Raw genomic sequence first — 18,246 nt, 5'->3', positions numbered from 1 at the left:
GCGGGTGCAAGAACCCGAACGTATCCCAGCCTACGCATGACGCAATACGACTCCACAACCGATACAGATGTCGATCCCACCCGCAAGTTCAGTTGGACGCGCGTGGCCGGCTTTTCCTTCGCGATCGCGTTGCATGCCTCGGCGTTCATGCTGATGCTGACACCGGCCGCACCGCCCCAGGCAGCAGAAGAACTGCCGGAAACGGTCGAGGTCACCTTCATCGAGCCGCCGCCGCCGCCACCACCCCCGCCGCCGCCGCCGCCGGAACCGCCGAAGCGTCCACCACCGAAGATCATCGAACGTCCGACCCCGCCGCCTCCGGCTCCGCCGGCTGCACCACCGGTGGTGCTGGACGATCCCACCCCGATGTCGATCCCGGCTCCGCCGCCGGCCCCGCCGGCTCCGCCCGCGCCGGTCGCCAACTACGCGGCCAGCGAGGACACCAGCTACCGCCGCTACCGTCCGCCGCGCTACCCGCCGCAGGCTGTGCGCCAGCGTCAGGAAGGTGAAGTGATCCTGCGCGTGCTGGTCGGTGTCAACGGTGATCCGGTACAGATCGAAGTCGAGAAATCCAGCCGTTCCCGCTTGTTGGACCGTGCCGCGATGGATGCGGTCCGCGAGTGGAAATTCAACCCTGGCATGCGTGACGGCACGGCCATCCAAAGCTGGGTACTCGTACCCATTTCTTTCAAGCTCAGTGATCTCTAAGAAGGGACAGGCGTTATGCAACAAGATGCAGCTTCCACCCAGCCAGCAGAACAGACCCCGGTCGCGCCACCGCCTCCGGCGCCCACTGCGGTCGATCCAGCCGCCCAGACGGCCGCTCCTGGCTTTTCCGGAGCATCCGATGCTGATGCCCTGTCGCAGATGGGCTTCGGTCATCTCCTCAATGAGATGACCGCCAAGCCGGGCGAGTTCGCGGTCTCCTGGATCGTGCTGGGTTCGCTCGTGATCATGTCGATTGGCTCCTGGTACTACACCGTCGTCAATTGGCTCAAGAACAGCGTGATCCGCGCTCGTGCCGAAAAGGTCATCCGCACCTTCTGGGATACACCGAACCCGGCTGATGCCATCCGCGCCATGGAAGAGCAGCCCAAGAACGAACCGTTCTCCAAGGTCGCTCTGGATGCCGCGCAGGCAGCCCTGCACCATCAGCGGAACGAAGGCAGCCGTCTGGTCGAGTCCCTGAACCGTTCCGAGTTCATCGACCGTGCCCTGCGTCAGGCCGTGACCCGCGAAAGTGCCAAGCTCGAATCCGGCATGACCTGGCTGGCGACCACCGGTGCTACCGCACCGTTCATCGGTCTGCTGGGTACCGTGTGGGGCATCTACGGAGCGCTGATCCGCATCGGCGCCACCGGTCAGGCCTCGATCGATGCCGTGGCCGGCCCGGTGGGTGAAGCCCTGATCATGACCGCTCTGGGTCTGTTCGTGGCGATCCCGGCGGTGGTGGCGTTCAACTGGTTCGTCCGGATGAACCGCGACACCAACGCCAAGTTCGACAGCTTCGCGCACGACCTGCACGACTTCTTCGCCACCGGTTCGCGCGTCAGCGACGCCACCGGCAAGCGCTGAGTCCGGTCGCCGCAGTGAAGCACAGAGGTTCTTAAAGATGGCATTCAGCAGCAACAACAATGGTGGCGGCGCACCGATGGCCGATATCAACGTCACGCCGCTGGTCGACGTGATGCTGGTGCTGCTGATCATCTTCATGATCACGGCGCCACTGATGGCCCACAAGGTCCAGATCAAGCTTCCCGAAGCCAATCTGGACCTGACTCCGACCGATCCGGGTCGCCCAATCACACTGGCGATCAAGGAAAATGGCGACATCTTCTGGAACGACGAGCCGATCACCGCGATCATGCTGGAATCCCAGCTTGCGCTTGAAGCTCAGAAGAAGCCGCAGCCGCGTATCGACATCCGCGCCGACCGAACCACGCGCTACCGCGTGGTGCAGGAAGTGGTGAAGACGGCCAAGAACGTCGGTATCGCCAAGGTCGGCTTTGTCGCGACGCCGGATCGCTGACCCCACCACCGCATAAAAGGAATCTGACCCATGGCTTTCAGTTCGGGTGGCAGCGGTGCAATGGCGGACATCAACGTCACGCCGCTGGTCGACGTGATGCTGGTGCTGCTGATCATCTTCATGGTCACCGCACCGATGTTGTCTTATGAGATCCAGATCGATCTGCCGCAGCCGACCAATAATCCGGTCGATCCGCCGCCGGATCCGCCGGCACCGATCCGCCTGCGTATCGATGAAAGCGGCCAGCTGTTCTGGGATAACAGCCAGCTGCCCAAGTCGGCGCTGAAGCCGTCGCTGATGGTCGAGGCATCGCGTGATCCGCAGCCGACCCTGGAGCTGGAAACCAGCCCCGAGGTGCGCTACGAAGTGCTGGCCGAAGTGCTAGCCACGGCCAAGAATGCCGGCATGATCAAGATCGGCTTCGTGGAGACGATGTAAGTTCCGGCGACATCGCAGAAAAACAGAAAACGCCACCTTCGGGTGGCGTTTTTCTTTCCTGCTTCATGCGCTGACAGCCATTGGGAACCTGCAGTGCCTACGCTGCAATGCAACTGACATAGTCACTGCCATTATTTAATCCGGAACGGTTCTTCCCTTCCGGTTTCAGCCCGTCGGCTTCAGCGTGAAAACGCCTTGCCGATCACGTCCAGATAAGCTCGGACCGTGGCATCCAGCCCGGCATAGAGCGCATCGTCGATCAGCGCGTGGCCGATGGACACCTCGGCTACCGTCGGCAAGGCGTGCAGGAACGGACCCAGGTTGAGCTGGTTCAGGTCGTGCCCCGCGTTGATCTCAAGCCCGGCCGCCAGGGCCGCTTGGGCTGTCACGGCACACTGTTCCAGCGCCTTCAGCGCATCACCGTCGGCATGTGCCTGGGCGTACGGACCGGTGTAGATCTCGATCCGGTCGATGCCGATTGCCCGTGCCTGATCGAAACCTGAAGTACCGCCGGCATCGACGAATACGCTGACGCGTGCACCGGAACGTTTCAGCGCGGCCACAGGCCCGGCAAGGCGTTCGATATCCCTGTCCAGATCGAAGCCGTGATCGGAGGTGATCTGCGAATCCGAATCCGGCACCAGCGTGGCCTGATCCGGCCGAACCTCGTCGACCAGCGCCAGGAAACCGGGATATTCGCCCCGCGCCGGCGCGAAGGGATTGCCTTCGAGGTTGTACTCGACCCGGCCACCGATGGCTGCAGCCACCGCGCGTACATCCGCAGGCCGGACGTGGCGCATGTCCGGGCGTGGATGCAGGGTGATGCCCTGCGCGCCGGCTGCGATCACGGTGTGCGTCGCCTGCACGATGTCCGGCCGGTCGCCGCCGCGCGAATTGCGCAGCACCGCGATCTTGTTGAGATTCACACTGAGTCTGGTCATGCCGCCATTATCGGCCGGCGCCCGCGATGACGCATCCCCGGGTTGATACCTGCCCGGCTGTTCTTGCGGCTTACTGCTTCAGGAAGTTCTCCAGCAGGGCCAGGCCATGCTCGGTCAGGATCGATTCGGGATGGAACTGCACGCCCTGCACCGGGTGGCTGCGATGCCTCAATCCCATGATCTCCTCGATGGAGCCGTCCGGGTTCTCTGTCCAAGCGGTCACTTCCAACGACTCGGGCACGCGGTCCTTGTCCACCACCAGCGAGTGGTAGCGCGTGGCCCGGAAACCGTCCGGCAGTCCGGAAAACACGCCCTCCCCACCATGTCGGATCGCGGAGGTCTTGCCATGCATGATCTGCCCGGCCCGCACCACGGTGCCGCCGTAGACCTGGCCAATGCTCTGGTGACCCAGGCAGACACCCAGCGTCGGAATATGCGGCCCGAGCCGCGTGATCACTTCCACCGACACCCCGGCCTGATCCGGCGTGCACGGTCCGGGAGAAATCACGATGTGGCTGGGCGCCAGCTGTTCGATCTGATCCACCGTCAACGCATCATTGCGTTCGACCCGCACCTCGGCGCCGAGCATCTGGAAGTACTGCACCAGGTTGAAGGTGAAGCTGTCGTAGTTGTCGATCATCAAAAGCACGGCATCGGTCCTGTGGCGTGCGCGGGCCATCCGGCGGGCCGCGCAAGTGATCGATTATCCGTGCGCGCCGCCTTGTCGCATAGGGGCAGTGGCGGCATGGAGAACCGTTCGAGCCTGCGACAATGGCGCGCATGATCCGTCCCGAACCGGAATTGCTGCTGTCATTGCGCCGATTGTTGCTGGCTCCGCTCCTGCTGGCGCAGGCGCGTTCGGTGCGGCGGAACATGATGCGTCTGCCCGAACCTTCCGGCCCGCGAGAAGGGGTTGTCGGGGCGGGCCCGGCGCTGCGCTTGCTGGTGCTCGGGGATTCCGCCGCTGCCGGTGTCGGGGTGGAACAGCAGGATCAGGCGTTGTGCGGCCGCCTGCTGCAGGGCTTGCCAGAGGGCCATGCGGTGCACTGGAAACTGCTGGCCCGCACCGGCCTGAAAACCTCGGCCATCACCTCGCGCCTGCGTGCGGCATTGCCGTTGCAGACCGATATCGCGCTGGTGTCCGCCGGCGTCAACGATGTCACGTCCGATGTGCAGGCAGCGCGCTGGATCGAACAGGTCGATGCGCTGGCGCGCTTGCTGTGCGAGGATGCAGGAGCGCGGCTGATCCTGTTCGCCGGGCTGCCGCCGATGCAGCATTTCACCGCGCTGCCACGCCCGCTGCGCGGCTATCTGGGCGTACGCGCGGCGCTGTTCAACCGGCATCTGCGGCGCTGGGCGGCATCCTGCCCGGATTGCCGGGTTCTGGAATTGCACTGGAATCCGGACGCCGACCTGATCGCGGCAGACGGCTTTCACCCCAGCGCCCTCGCCTATGCGCAATGGGCGGAACTGGCCGCCGCGCAGATCCGCGAATACCTGGAAACCGCATCCGGTAACCCGGTTGCGAGCACTGCCGGGTAAGGCTTCGTTGCCATCACCAAAACTGATGGCCAGGGCGATGCTGACGAAGCACGGTTAGGCGCGTGGATGATCTTCCGGCTTTCCTGTGGCATGTGAAACCCGGAACTCCACAGCAGCACTGCTCCCCCCGCGATGCCTGTGGCCGGGAAAGCAGTTCCGCTTCCGTCAGGCCGCTTACAACCCACCCGCTGCCTGCGCCACGGCACGGAACAGCGCGCGGCCCTTGTTCATCGTCTCGTCCCACTCGGTTTCCGGATCCGAGTCGTGCACGATGCCGGCGCCGGCCTGGATATGCAGGCGGCCGTCCTGGATCACCGCAGTGCGGATCGCGATCGCGGTATCGCCATCGCCGTGCCAGCCCAGATAACCGACCGCGCCCGAATAGATGTTGCGCTTGACCGGTTCCAGCGAGCGCACGATTTCCAGCGCCCGCACCTTGGGCGCGCCGGACACCGTGCCAGCCGGGAAGGTCGCGCGCAGCACGTCCATATAGGACAGCCCGTCGCGCAGCCTGCCGGTGACCTCGCTGACGATATGCATCACGTGGCTGTAGCGCTCGATGACGAAACGTTCGCCGACTTCGACCGTGCCCGGTTCCGATACACGGCCGGCGTCATTGCGCCCCAGATCGATCAGCATCAGGTGTTCGGCGCGTTCCTTCGGATCGGCCAGCAGTTCGGCTTCCAGCGCCAGATCCTCTTCCTGCGTGCGCCCGCGTGGTCGGGTGCCGGCGATCGGTCGCACCGTGACTTCACCTTGCTGCAGCCGCACCAGGATCTCCGGCGAGGAACCGACCACCTGGGTCGCGCCGGTATCGAGGAAATACATGTATGGGGAGGGATTCATGCCGCGCAGCGCGCGATACACATCGACCGGGCGCGCATGGAATGGAATGCTCAGGCGCTGGCTCAGCACCACCTGGAAGGCGTCGCCTTCGCGGATGTAGTCCTTGCAGCGGTGCACCGCGTCGATGAAGCCCTCACGGGTGAAACCGCTGACGAAATCGGTTTCATCCAGCGCCTTGCCGTGCAGCGTTTCCGGATACGGCGCGCCGCTGTGGCGCAGCCGGTGTTCGAGCGCGTCCAGCCGGCGCGTCGCCTGCGCCCAGGCCTGTGGTTGCGAGGGATCGGCGTGCACGATCAGGTACAGCCGGCCCTTGAGGCTGTCGAACACCGCCAGCTCCTCGGACAGCATCAGCAGGATGTCGGGCGTGCCCAGTTCGTCCGGCAGGCCGCTGTGGCCCAGGCGCGGCTCGATGTATTCCACGCATTCGAAGCCGAACCAGCCGACCAACCCGCCGGTGAACCCGGGCAGGCCATCGATCTTCGGCACCGAATAGGCCAGGCGCAGGCGTTCGACTTCCGCCAGCGGGTCATCGACCTGGCGCGATTCGACCACTTCGCCATGTTCCAGCGTGTCGAGGCGGTGGCCGTACACACAGAACACGCGCCGTGCCGGCAGGCCGATGATCGAATAGCGCCCGAAACGCTCGCCGCCTTCGACCGATTCGAACAAATAGGTATGCGGCCCATCGGCCAGCTTCAGATACACCGACAGCGGTGTGTCCAGATCCGACAGCACCTCGCGTACGACGGGAATGCGGGTGTGGCCGGCAGCGGCGAGGGCGTGGAAGGTGTCGGCGTCGATCACGGTAGCAGGCAACAGGCAGGGGCGGCGGGCCAGTATGCCAGCGCCGCATGCCGCATCGCAGCAAACAATGTGCAGCGGCGATGATTGCCCGCCAACCGGATCATCACGAACGGATCAGGGTGCCTGCTCGAGTCCGGCCAGGATCGGACAATCCGGGCGGTGATCGCCGGCGCAACAGCCGGCCAGGTGCTGCAGGGTGTCGGCCATCTGCCGCAGGCGCGCGATGCGGTCTTCCAGATCGGCGATATGCGCCTGCGCCAGACGCTTCACATCGGCACTGCGGCGCGAGCGGTCGTGCCACAGGTCCAGCAGTTCGCCGATTTCGGCCACCGAAAAACCCAGATCGCGCGCGCGCCGGATGAAACGCAGCCGGTGCACATCGGCATCACCGTAGAGCCGGTAGCCGGCCGCACTGCGTGCAGCGGGCGGGATCAGCCCAGCCTGCTCGTAGTAGCGGATCATCTTGGCCGAAACGCCGGATGCGCTGGCGGCTTCTCCGATATTCATGCGCCCGGCCTGTTCACGCGACCGCCTGCGGCGGCTGGAAGCGCCGCAGCCGCAGCGCATTGCCCAGCACGAACACGCTGGACAGCGACATCGCCGCCGCCGCCAGCATCGGCGACAACAGGATGCCGAAGGCCGGGTACAGCACACCGGCCGCGACCGGAATCAGCGCGGTGTTGTAGGCGAAGGCCCAGAACAGGTTCTGGCGGATGTTGCCCAGCGTGGCGCGCGACAGCGCGATCGCATTCGGCACGCCGCGCAGGCTGCCGGACATCAGCACCACGTCAGCCGCTTCCATCGCGACATCGGTGCCGGTGCCGATTGCCAGCCCGACATCGGATTCGGCCAATGCCGGTGCATCGTTGATGCCGTCACCGACGAAGGCGACGCGGCCGTGTTCGACTTTGAGCCGGCGTACCGCCTCGACCTTGCCCTCCGGCAGCACTTCGGCGATGACCTCGTCGATGCCCAGTTGTGCGGCGATGGCCTGCGCGGTGCGGGCGTTGTCGCCGGTGATCATCGCGACCTTCAGACCGAGTGCGTGCAGCGCGGCGATTGCGGCCGGGGTATCAGGCTTGATCGGATCGGCCACCGCGATGATCGCAGCGAGCTGACCATCGATGGCGGCATACAGCGGCGACTTGCCCTCGCTGCCCAGACGCTGCGCGACGCCGGAAAATTCCGCCACGTCCAGCCCCAGCGACTGCATGTAACGGTCGGCACCGACCTGCACCTGGCGGCCATCGACCTGCGCGAGCACGCCCATGCCGGTGACCGACTGGAAACCGGCCGGTTCTGGCACGCTGATGCCCTGCTCTTCGGCGGCCAGCACGATGGCGCGCGCGATCGGATGTTCGGAACGTGATTCCACCGACGCCACCAGTGCCAGCACCTCGTCCCGCTGAAAACCTGCGGCCAGCTCCAGATCGGTCAGCGCCGGGCGGCCTTCGGTCAGCGTGCCGGTCTTGTCGACCGCGACCACGCGCGCGTCCTTGAGCAGTTGCAGTGCTTCGCCCTTGCGGAACAGTACGCCCATCTCCGCGCCACGGCCGGTGCCGACCATGATCGACGTCGGCGTCGCCAGCCCCATCGCGCAGGGGCAGGCGATGATCAGCACCGCGACCGCATTGACCAGTGCGAAGGTCAGCGCCGGCGTCGGGCCGAATGCGAGCCAGACGATGAAGGTCAGCAGCGCCGCGCCCATCACCGCCGGCACGAACCACAGCGTGACCTTGTCCACCACCGCCTGGATCGGCAGCTTGGAGCCCTGCGCCTGTTCCACCAGACGGATGATCTGCGCCAGCACCGTCTGCGTGCCGACCGCAGTGGCACGCAGGGTCAGTGCGCCCTGCTGGTTGACGGTGCCGCCCACAACCTGTGCGCCGGCGGTCTTTTCCACTGGCACCGGCTCGCCGCTGATCATCGATTCGTCGACGAAGCTGCGGCCTTCGATGACCTCGCCATCGACCGGCACGCGCTCGCCGGGCCGCACGTCGACCTGATCGCCCAGCACCACGTCGCTGATCGGAATCTCGACGCTGTGACCATCGCGCGACACCCGCGCCAGACGCGGTTGCAGCCCGACCAGACGCTGGATCGCCTGCGAGGTGCGGCCCTTGGCGCGCGCTTCCATCCAGCGCCCGAGCAGGATCAGCGTGACGATCACTGCCGCCGCTTCGTAATACACATGCACGGTGCCTTCAGGCAGCAGGCCCGGTGCGAAGGTTGCGACCAGTGAAAATCCCCACGCCGCCAAGGTGCCGACCGCGACCAGTGAATCCATGTCCGGCGCCAGCCGTGCCAGCGCCGGCAGGCCGCGCTGGTAGAAGCGCCGGCCCGGGCCCAGCAGCACCAGCGTGGTCAGCACGAATTGCAGATACCAGCTGTTGCGCAGGCCGATCGTGGCCTCGATCCAGTGGTGCATGGCGGGAAACAGGTGGCTGCCCATTTCCAGCACGAACACCGGCAGCGTCAACACCGCGGCCAGGATCAGATCACGACGCAGGTGATCGCGTTCGGCATCCTTTTCGGCCTGGAGTTCCTCGTCCAGCGCGGCGCTGCCGCTCACCGCACGTGCGTGATAGCCGGTGGAAGCAATGGCCTTCACCAACGCATCGACATCGGCCACGCCGTGCACCGTGGCGCGCCCGGTGGCCAGATTGACGCTGGACTGGTTCACGCCCGGCACCGCGGCCAGCGCACGTTCGACCCGTCCCACACACGAAGCGCAGCTCATGCCTTCCACCGCCAGTTCGATGTGCCGGGCGGGAACCTTGTAGCCGGCCTGTTCGATCGCCTGCACCAGTGTCTCGTGCGCGGTGCCGGGCGCAGTGTGCACCGTGGCGTTGCCGGTGGCCAGATTGACGTTGGCCTGGTTCACGCCCGGCACGGCGGCCAGCGCGCGCTCGACCCGGCCCGCGCAGGAGGCGCAGTTCATGCCCTGCACCGGCAACTGGACGATGGCATCGCTGGAGGTGTTCATGACGGTTCCCGTGCAGCCTTGGAGGATGCCCAGCCTAAGGCTTCCCATCGTGGGAAGGTCAAGTCGCCGCGTTCAGTGTGCTGTGTGGGGCTCAATCCGCGTCCATGCCGCGCAGCACCAGGCGGAACTCGACCCCGTCGCCGCCCGGCAGTGTCGCGGCGCGCGCCTGACCATGATGACGCTGCGCCACCAGCCGCACCACATGCAGGCCGAAGCCCAGATGTGGGCTGCCGTCACCGCGTTGCGCATTGCTGCGCAGGCTGACCAGCGAATCGAACAAGCGCTCCTGCATCGTTGGCGGCAGCGGCGGGCCGGCATTGGCGACCGCGATCTCGACCCCGTTGGCGGTCTGCGCCAGCGCGAGCAGCACCCAGCCATCGGGTGGGCAGAAGCTTTTGGCGTTATCGACGAGCTTGTCCAGCGCCTGCACGATCAGATCCGGCGCACCACGGAACGGCAGCGGTTGGGGCGGCAGCATGGTTTGCAGCGTGCGTGGCGCCAGCAGCGCGCGATAGCCTTCGGCGCAGTCGGCCAGCAGCGCGCGCAGGTCAAAATTCTCGGCCTCGGCCTGCGCGATCGCGCGTTCCACCCGGCTGGCTTCGCTCATCGCGCGCACGATCGCTGCCAGCCGCGTGACGCCATCGCGGGCGCGGCCGACATAGGTTTTCGCAGATTCGTGCAGCGGTTCGGACTCGAGGTTTTCCAGCGACGAGCGCACCACCGCGATGGGTGTGTGCAGCTCATGCGACAGGGTGCCGGCCAGACCGCGCAAATAGTCCGAATAGGCGCCGACCTCTTCCAGAAGACGACCGAAACTTCGCGACAGATCGCCCAGTTCGTCGCCGGCGCGCGAAGGCACGAAACCGGCTTCGGCATCGCGCCCTTCGCGTGCAATCGCGCGTTCGGCGGCACGGCTGAGATTGCGGATACGCGCACTGAGGCGCCCGGCGAAGGCGAACAGCACCAGCCCGACCGCCGACATCGCCAGCACTGTGGCCAGCATCAGGCCGGTCAATGCCTGGCCGCTGAGCAGCAGGGCTTCGCCGGGGCGTTCCAGCAGCAGTGCGCCGCGCACCTGGCCATCAATCCGGATCGGTACCGCGCTGGCCAGCATCAGGCCACGGCCTTCGTCCAGTTCGTACCAGGTCAGTGCCGGCCGGTCCGACAGCGCCTGCCACAGTTCCGGCGTGTCCAGCCGCATCGGGCTGGCGTGCTGCGGCGCCGATGCCGGTGGCGACGGTGTCAGCAGGCGGTACAGCAGGCTGCGCCACCACGGTGTGCGGCCCTGCGGCGGATCCAACGGCAATTCGCCGGCGCGGGCCAGCACCCAGCCATCGGCCTGGGTCAAGGTCGCCTGCACGCCTTCGGGTAACAGTTGTGCCAACAGCAATTGCAGGCCGGGCGGTGCGGTCTGTACCGTCCAGCGGCCTTCGGCCAGTTCGGCGCCGCTGCCAAAGCGTCGGGGCGGCAGAGCCGGATCGGAGAAATCCACCACGTCCAGCCCCAGCCGCTGCGGCAGATAGCCGGGGGGGAAGCGCAGTTCGATCCGGTAGCCCTGCGCGTCTTCCTGCCATTCCCCACGCAGCCGTGGCCCACCCTCGCCCTCCAGGGATACCGAAATCAGCGGGCCGGGCGCGGCACTGGCAAGGCGCAGGCGATGCAGGCCGTGCTCGTCCTCGATCGCCAGCTGCAGGTGGTCGGCGCTGGCGGCCTGCGGCCAGTGGGCATCGGCACGCACGCGGCTGGCATCGTGCACCGTCGCAAGCAGGTGCAACTGGTTTTCGGAACGGGCCAGCGCCAGCCGCAGGCCCGGCGTGATGCCGTGATCGAGCAGATCCTGGCTGCGCCAGTCCAGGTCGTAGCCATCCAGCACCAGTGGCGCGTTGGCGGCTTGCACGAACAGCGCAGGCCCGGCGACGGGAAACACATCGCCCTGCATCGTCACCGCGCGCGCCAGCATCTGCGCCGAAGCCAGCTGCACCTGGGCCTGGCCCTCGCGCAGCAGTACTTCGAGCTGGCGCACCAGCAACCAGCCGGCCACCGGCAGCACCAGGGTGGAAAGCGCAAGCAGCAAAAGTTTCGCGCGCAGTGACATGGCAGCTACGACTCGATCGCGGATCGAAGGAACTCTAGCAGTGGCAGTCGCGCAGCGTTGTTCCATGACGTTATCGACAACGTCGCGGCAAAGGCATACGCTTTTGCCGCCTTCAACACGGGAAGTGTCCCGTCCGGGCGCAACCAAGGGGACGAAAATGGGTTTCTTCCGAGCAGGCTCGGCGTTGATCCTGTGGGCGGCGTGGTGTGCGTCTGGCAGCGCGCAAACCTATACCTATTCGGTCCATGTGGACCAGGACAACAACCCCGCTACCGGTTGCACCATCACCACGCCCGCAGGGACGATCAGCGGCATCGAGGCGGTACTGAGCGCACACGTCGCGGTCGAAGCGCCGCGTGTATCGGGGCAGGACCTGGCGCGTTGCCAAGCCGGCGCCATGCTAGCGCCCACGCCGATCGCCGGTGCCTATGCGGTCGGTTTCGATCAGGGTCCGGAAAGCTTCGACGTCATCGAACTGGGAGCACCGCTGGCGGCATTCGGCGCCGGTGCGGGCCAGAGCGGGGATTGGCGCCTGGTGTTCACCAGCCGCGGTGCGCTGCTGGACGGCGCCGACATGACCGATGCCGTGCTGGTGCAAGGGCTGGGTGGCAGCGCGGCCCCCACCTTGATTCCGACCACATCGGTAGGCGCGCTGGCGCTGTTGGCCCTGGCCCTGGCCATCGTCGTGGTGCGGCTGGGGCGCCGCCATCCGCAGCTGTTTTCGGTGCTGTTGGTCGTCGGTGCCGCGGGCCTGAGCGGTCTGGTCTGGGCCGCCGCCCATGTGTTGGATGGGCAGATTGGCGAATGGCCCGCAAGCCCGCTGCTGACCGATCCGGCAAACGATGCCAGCGCGGATGAACCGCCGATCGACATCCGTCAGGTATTTGCCGCCGCATCTGCAGGACAGGCGCACTTCCGCATCGATGTCAGCGAAACCCGCTTGTCGCAGCTGTTGCCGGCGCATCTGGAGTCACAGTGGTCGCTGGCGGAGAATTCCGCCAACGGCACGGTGCTGGGTCCGGTCGTGACGGATACCGCAGGTTTGGGCGCGGCGCTGCAGCTGGTGCTGGACAGCCAGCTGCCGGCCACGGCATTCGCCTTTGATCCGTCCAGCAGCCAGCTGACGGTGGCCAATTCGGGCGAACTGGATTTCGAAACCCAGCCGCAGTTCGAGCTTGAATTCAGCGTCACCGCAGCGGCGCTGCCCGGTTTCAGCCTGCCGTGGCAGGTGTGGGTCGAACTGAGCGATGTCAACGAGGCGCCAACGCTCGCGGCGCAGAGTTTCAGCGTGCGGGAAACCGCCGCCGACGGCAGCGCTGTCGGGGAGGTGGTGGCGAGCGATCCGGATGCTGGCGTCAATGGTGAACTGACGTTCGCTATCATCGGTGGCAGCGGTGCGGCGATCTTCGCCATCGATGCCGCCAGTGGTCAGATCAGCGTGGCGGACGCGAGCGCCATCACCCCGGCACAGTCCCCCTTCAGTCTGGAGGTGAGGGTCAGCGACGGCGGCAGCCCGCCGCTGGACGCCACCGCGTCGATGAGCATCACCGTGGTCGATGTGAACGATCCTCCCACCTTCACACCCGGGGCGGATGTCGAGGTTGTTGAGGATTCGGCTGCCTTCGATGCCCCTTGGGCGGGCGCCATCGACGACGGTGATGGCGGCGGCCAAGGGCTGGAGTTCGTGCTGGTCAACAGCAACCCCACACTGTTCAGCACCGCGCCGGCGATTGATGCCGGCACCGGCAATCTGACTTTCACCCCGGCCGCTGACGCCAATGGCTCGGCCCAGATCACCGTGTTGTTGCGCGATGACGGCGGCACCGATCTGGGTGGCCAGGACAGCTCCTTGTCGCATCTGCTGAACATCAGTGTGAGGCCGGTGAACGATGCCCCGGGTTTTGCCGCCTCGAACCCGCCGCCGGTGCTGCAGGACAGCGGCGCAGCGGAGGTAGCCGGCTGGGCGGTGTTCGATCCTGGTGCGGCCAACGAATCCACGCAGCAGGTGCTGGAATACCAGGTCTCGGACATCGACAATCCCGCGTTGTTCAGCGTGCCGCCGAATGTGGAGGCTGCCACCGGGACGCTGCGCTACACCCCGGCGACCGGCGCACGCGGCAACTCGGGCTTCACTGTCCGGGTGCGTGATGAGGGCGGCACCGCCGATGGCGGCGAGGACCTGTCCGGGCCGCAGACCTTCACGATTTCGGTCGAAGCAATCAACAATCCGCCGAGCTTCGAGCCGGGCCAGAACGTCACGGTGCTGGAAGATACCGGCGCGCACGCCGTGTCGGGCTGGGCCACCGCGATCGACGATGGCGACGGCGGCACCCAGGTGCTGGCCTTCGTGGTCCAGAGCAACAGCCACCCTGGCCTGTTCGCTGTTGCACCTGCGGTGGATGCCGCCACCGGCACGCTCACGTTCACCCCGGCCCAGGATGCCAATGGCAGCGCCCAGATCACGCTGGCGCTGCGCGATGACGGTGGTACTGCCGATGGCGGCAGCGACACGTCGGATGCCGAGGTGTTTTCAATCAACATCACGCCGGTCAACGACGCACCCGATTTCACGATTCCGGCCGTCGCGCCGTCGGTGCTGGAAAACGGCGGCGCCCAGAGCGTGGCCGGCTTCGCCACCGCGATCAGCGCCGGACCGTCGGATGAAGCGGCCCAGACCATGGCGTTCACGCTGGAAGTCACTGCGACCAGCGGCAGTCTGGCATTCGCCACGGCACCGCAGATCGATGCGGGAACCGGCACCTTGACCTACGCCCCGCAGTCCAACACCTCCGGCAGTGCGACCGTGGCGGTGCGGTTGGTGGATGACGGCGGCACCGCAGACGGCGGCATCGACACCTCGGAGGTGCGAACGTTCACGATCGAGGTGCTGGGGGTGAACTCCCCACCCACCTTCACCGTGGGCGGACCGGTCGCGGTGGATGAGGATTCCGGCCCTTACAGTGGACCGCTGGCCAGCAACATCGATGACGGTGATCTGGATGAGGTGCAGGCGCTGGAGTTCATCGTCCAGAACAACAGCAACCCCGAGCTGTTTGCCAGCGGCCCGCACGTGGACGCCGACAGCGGCCAGCTGACCTTCGAACCGGTGACGGACGCGTTTGGCACTGCCAGCATCACGCTGATCCTGCGCGATGATGGCGGCACCGAAAATGGCGGTGCCGACACCTCCGGCGAGGCGACTTTCGAGATCATCATCCAGGGCATCAATGACCCGCCTGGTTTCGACCTTCCGGCGGCGGCACCGGCCGTGCTTGAGGATGCCGGTGCGCAGGCCGTGGCGGGTTTCGCGTCGAACCTGGTCACCGGGCCGGCCAACGAGTCCGGCCAGACGCTGACCGGCTTCACCGTCAGCCTGGACAGCAGCGACGCGACACTGGCCTTCAGTACCGCCCCTGCCATCGATGTGGCCACCGGAACGCTCACTTATACGGTTGCCCCCGGTGCCTACGGCAGTGCCAGCCTGAGCGCGACGCTGCACGACGATGGCGGCAACGCGGATGGCGGCAGTGACAGCTTCAGCCGCAGCTTCAGCATCCAGGTGACCGGCATCAATGACGCGCCCGGATTCACCTCGGGCGGGCCTGTCGGCGTGCTGGAGGATTCCGGCGCTCAGGATCTGCCCTGGGCCAGCGGCATCCATGACGGGGATGATGGCACCCAGAGCCTGAGCTTCATCGTCAGCCACGACAACCCGGCATTGTTCGCGGTGGCGCCTGCCATCGATGCCGTGAGCGGCAACCTCTCATTCACTCCAGCGCCTGACGCCTTCGGAACGGCTACCGTCACGGTGCGCCTGCAGGATGATGGCGGTACGGCCAACGCGGGAAGGGATACGTCCGATCCGGTCGACTTCATGCTGAGCGTGGCCGCCGTCAACGATCCACCCGTCGTTGTGGCGCCGACCAATGTGCCGGTACACCGCCACATCGGCATCCGGATTCCCGCCTCGCATGCGCACAATCTGCTGGCCCATGTCACCGATGTCGACGGACCGGATGCGGCGCCGTTCGAGCTCTCGCCGCAGACCAGCCAGCCCAGTGCGCAAGGAGGCCGCTACAGCGTTTTCGCCGACGGCAGCTGGCATTACGATCCGCCGGCCACCGGCAGCAACACCCTTCACAACGACAGCTTCGACATCGAGGTCTGCGATCAGGGCGTGCCGCTGCCGCGCCAGTGCACTACCGCCACCGTGTCGCTGGCCCTGTCCGGCCCGCACATCTGGTTTGTCGATGCCAGCGCGCCGGTCGGCGGTGATGGCACCCTGGCGCGTCCGTTCCAGTCAGTGGCTGCCGCGCTGGGCGTTGCCTGGGCCAATGACAGCATCTTTGTCGCCAGCGGCAATTACAGCGGCGGCTTCACGCTGCTCAAAGGGCATCGGCTGATCGGCCAGGCCGCGACGGCCGCCAGCTTTGATGCGCTGTTCGGCATCACCGTGCCGACGGAGAGCCTGCCACGGCCCACCGTGGGTGGCACGCGGCCGCTGCTGACCACGGATGGTGTCGCTACGCCGGGTATCGTGCTTGACACCGACAACACCGTGCGTGGCATCGAGATCGGCCATACCACCGGTGCGGCGCTGTCCGGCAACGGCTTCGGCACGCTGACGCTGGCCGAGAACCGCATCAGCGGCAGTGGTCAGGCGCTGGCACTTTCCGCGGGCACCCTCGCGCAGATCAGTGGGCTGGATGCCTTCGACCAGATCAGTTCCTCCAGCGGGCCGAACAACATCGTGCTGAGCAATGTCGACGGCATTGCGCATCTGGGCGGTGGCAGCCTGGAGGGCTCGGACGGCACCGCGTGGCAGATCTCCGGCGGCAGCGTCACGCTGGACTATGCGGGTAGTGTCTTCGCCGGCCCCGGGCAGCGGCCGTTGGACATCGAAAACGCCACCGGCGGCGTGGTGGTGTTGCGTGGCCCCGTGTCGAGCACCGGCCAGGGCGTGCGGCTGACGAACAATACCGGCGCCACCGTGCGCCTGGCCGGCGGCCTGAGCCTGTCGACCGGCGCCGCGCCGGCTTTCGTCGCCACGGGGGGAGGCACGATCGAAATCTGCGACGAGTATCCCTGCGATCCAGAAACCACCGGCTCGCTGCTCAATACCCTGAGCACCACCACGGCCACTGCACTGCAGGTCAGCGACACCCGCATCGGGCCGGCCAACCTGGAATTGCGGAGCATCACGTCCAGCGGTGGCAGCAGCGTCGGCATCGCGCTGAGCAACACCGGCAGCGACGGCGGGCTGGTGGTGAAGGGCAATGGCTCACCGGGTTCGGGTGGCAGCATTTCCAACAAATCCGGCAGCGACGCCAGCGAGCTGACTGCGGGTTCCGGCATCGTGCTGCAGGACACCGCCGGCGTTTCGCTGCGCTGGATGCATCTGAGCGGTTTCAGCAACTCTGGCATCATCGGCCGCAATGTCACCGACTTCGTGTTGCAGGACAGCGTGCTCGACGGCGTCATCGGCGACAACGCGGCGGCGGTGGAAGCGCCGATCGTATTCGGCCTGCCCGGCCCGGTGTTCGCCAATGGCCTGCAGGGGCATTCGTTGATTCGCAATGTCCGCATCAGCGGGGGGGTCGAACACAATCTGGAAATCTACAACCAGAGGGGCACGATGGAGCTGCTCATCGACGGGACGATCGCGGTCAGTGAAGGCGATAACACCCTCGATCCTGCCGATGATGTGGCCGCGTGCAGCATTGATGGTGCGGCGGTCGACGGCATCCAGATTGAAACCAGAGGAACTGCGGCTTCCAGCATCGACATCGAGCGTTGCCTGTTCCGTGACAACGGGTCGCAGGCGGTCCAGGCCTCGGTGCTGGAATACGCCGTGGCGTGGATCCGCATCAGCGAATCCTTTGCACGCAGGCTGACGGCGGGGAGCGAGGGCTTCGTGATCCAGAACGGCGGCAATGCCCGTCTGGCCACGCAGATCACCGGCAACACACTCAACAACTTCGGCGGTACCTCGATCTTCGTGGGTCAGGTTCCCGGCAATGCCAACGCCCTACCCGGCGATGCGGTCGGATTGATCGCGCGCATTGACGGCAACACCGTCAGCGCGCCGGCAACGGCGACCAACCACGCGATCATCGCGTACCTGACCAGCACGATCAGCCAGGTCTCGCGCGCCAATATCGTGATCGAGGCCAATACGGTCCTGATGGAGGGCGCGACCCGCCCGATCCTCGTTGATACTCCGGATGCCAACACCACGCCGATGTTCAGTGCGACGGTACGTAACAACGACATCGCGGTTTTCGATCCGGGCGTCGGCGTGACGAGCGACATCAGCGCACGGCGTGGCACGGGGTGCCTGAACGTCCGCGACAACGTCGTCGTCGGCCCGGGGATCCGGGTCCGCCAGGTGGTGCCGGGTGCGGTGCAACTGGAGCGAGGTGCATCCGGCTCCGATTCCGCCGCCCAGGTATTGCAGGACAACCATCCGACCGGAACCACTACAGCGGTGGCCGGGAGTGTCACGGTCGTCCCCAATGGCACCTGTCCTGCGCCGCCGGCCTGAGCAGGAAAGACAATCGGCCCC

At 66.2% G+C, this 18,246-nt stretch carries 12 protein-coding genes; 6 read left to right on the top strand and 6 right to left on the bottom strand.

What is annotated here, in order from left to right:
* The first annotated feature begins 36 nt into the window (after positions 1-36).
* From WDB66_RS14195 to WDB66_RS14180, 4 genes are all read left to right on the top strand, one after another.
* Positions 37-708, top strand: coding sequence for an energy transducer TonB (locus WDB66_RS14195; RefSeq protein WP_339399264.1), 672 nt, complete (start codon positions 37-39; stop codon positions 706-708).
* A 159-nt stretch (positions 709-867) separates the two neighbouring features.
* Complete coding sequence (locus WDB66_RS14190) at positions 868-1,575, top strand: MotA/TolQ/ExbB proton channel family protein (protein WP_339399283.1); 708 nt, start codon at positions 868-870, stop codon at positions 1,573-1,575.
* A 37-nt stretch (positions 1,576-1,612) separates the two neighbouring features.
* Positions 1,613-2,029 carry an ExbD/TolR family protein gene (locus WDB66_RS14185; RefSeq protein WP_339399263.1) on the top strand — a complete coding sequence of 139 codons (417 nt, stop codon included), beginning with the start codon at positions 1,613-1,615 and terminating at the stop codon, positions 2,027-2,029.
* A 30-nt stretch (positions 2,030-2,059) separates the two neighbouring features.
* Entirely contained in the window at positions 2,060-2,467 is a 408-nt protein-coding gene (locus tag WDB66_RS14180; protein ID WP_339399262.1) for an ExbD/TolR family protein, read from the top strand.
* Between the two features lie 179 nt (positions 2,468-2,646).
* On the opposite strand, the gene WDB66_RS14175 is transcribed toward WDB66_RS14180, so the two are convergent.
* Both WDB66_RS14175 and WDB66_RS14170 read right to left on the bottom strand, forming a co-directional pair.
* Complete coding sequence (locus WDB66_RS14175; RefSeq protein ID WP_339399261.1) at positions 2,647-3,408, bottom strand: pyridoxine 5'-phosphate synthase; 762 nt, start codon at positions 3,406-3,408, stop codon at positions 2,647-2,649.
* Positions 3,409-3,478: 70 nt separating this feature from the next.
* Complete coding sequence (locus tag WDB66_RS14170; protein ID WP_339399260.1) at positions 3,479-4,057, bottom strand: anthranilate synthase component II; 579 nt, start codon at positions 4,055-4,057, stop codon at positions 3,479-3,481.
* Positions 4,058-4,188: 131 nt separating this feature from the next.
* Between WDB66_RS14170 and WDB66_RS14165 the strand changes: the two genes are divergently transcribed.
* Entirely contained in the window at positions 4,189-4,950 is a 762-nt protein-coding gene (locus tag WDB66_RS14165; RefSeq protein WP_339399259.1) for an SGNH/GDSL hydrolase family protein, read from the top strand.
* 174 nt (positions 4,951-5,124) lie between these two features.
* On the opposite strand, the gene trpE is transcribed toward WDB66_RS14165, so the two are convergent.
* The 4 genes from trpE to WDB66_RS14145 form a co-directional block, all read right to left on the bottom strand.
* Positions 5,125-6,600, bottom strand: a complete 1,476-nt coding sequence (trpE, locus tag WDB66_RS14160; protein ID WP_339399258.1) for an anthranilate synthase component I — start codon at positions 6,598-6,600, stop codon at positions 5,125-5,127.
* 114 nt (positions 6,601-6,714) lie between these two features.
* On the bottom strand, positions 6,715-7,107 hold the full coding sequence (gene cueR / locus WDB66_RS14155) for a Cu(I)-responsive transcriptional regulator (protein WP_339399257.1): 393 nt from the start codon (positions 7,105-7,107) through the stop codon (positions 6,715-6,717).
* 13 nt (positions 7,108-7,120) lie between these two features.
* On the bottom strand, positions 7,121-9,586 hold the full coding sequence (locus tag WDB66_RS14150) for a heavy metal translocating P-type ATPase (RefSeq protein WP_339399256.1): 2,466 nt from the start codon (positions 9,584-9,586) through the stop codon (positions 7,121-7,123).
* Positions 9,587-9,677: 91 nt separating this feature from the next.
* Positions 9,678-11,681 carry an ATP-binding protein gene (locus WDB66_RS14145; RefSeq protein ID WP_339399255.1) on the bottom strand — a complete coding sequence of 668 codons (2,004 nt, stop codon included), beginning with the start codon at positions 11,679-11,681 and terminating at the stop codon, positions 9,678-9,680.
* A 157-nt stretch (positions 11,682-11,838) separates the two neighbouring features.
* Between WDB66_RS14145 and WDB66_RS14140 the strand changes: the two genes are divergently transcribed.
* Entirely contained in the window at positions 11,839-18,225 is a 6,387-nt protein-coding gene (locus WDB66_RS14140; protein WP_339399254.1) for an Ig-like domain-containing protein, read from the top strand.
* The last annotated feature ends 21 nt before the right edge of the window (positions 18,226-18,246 follow it).

It is taken from the genome of Denitratimonas organivorans (genome assembly GCF_037478135.1).
GTDB lineage: Bacteria > Pseudomonadota > Gammaproteobacteria > Xanthomonadales > Xanthomonadaceae > Denitratimonas.
Note: the sequence above shows the minus strand (reverse complement) of the source record. Positions and strands in the feature narration are given on the sequence as shown.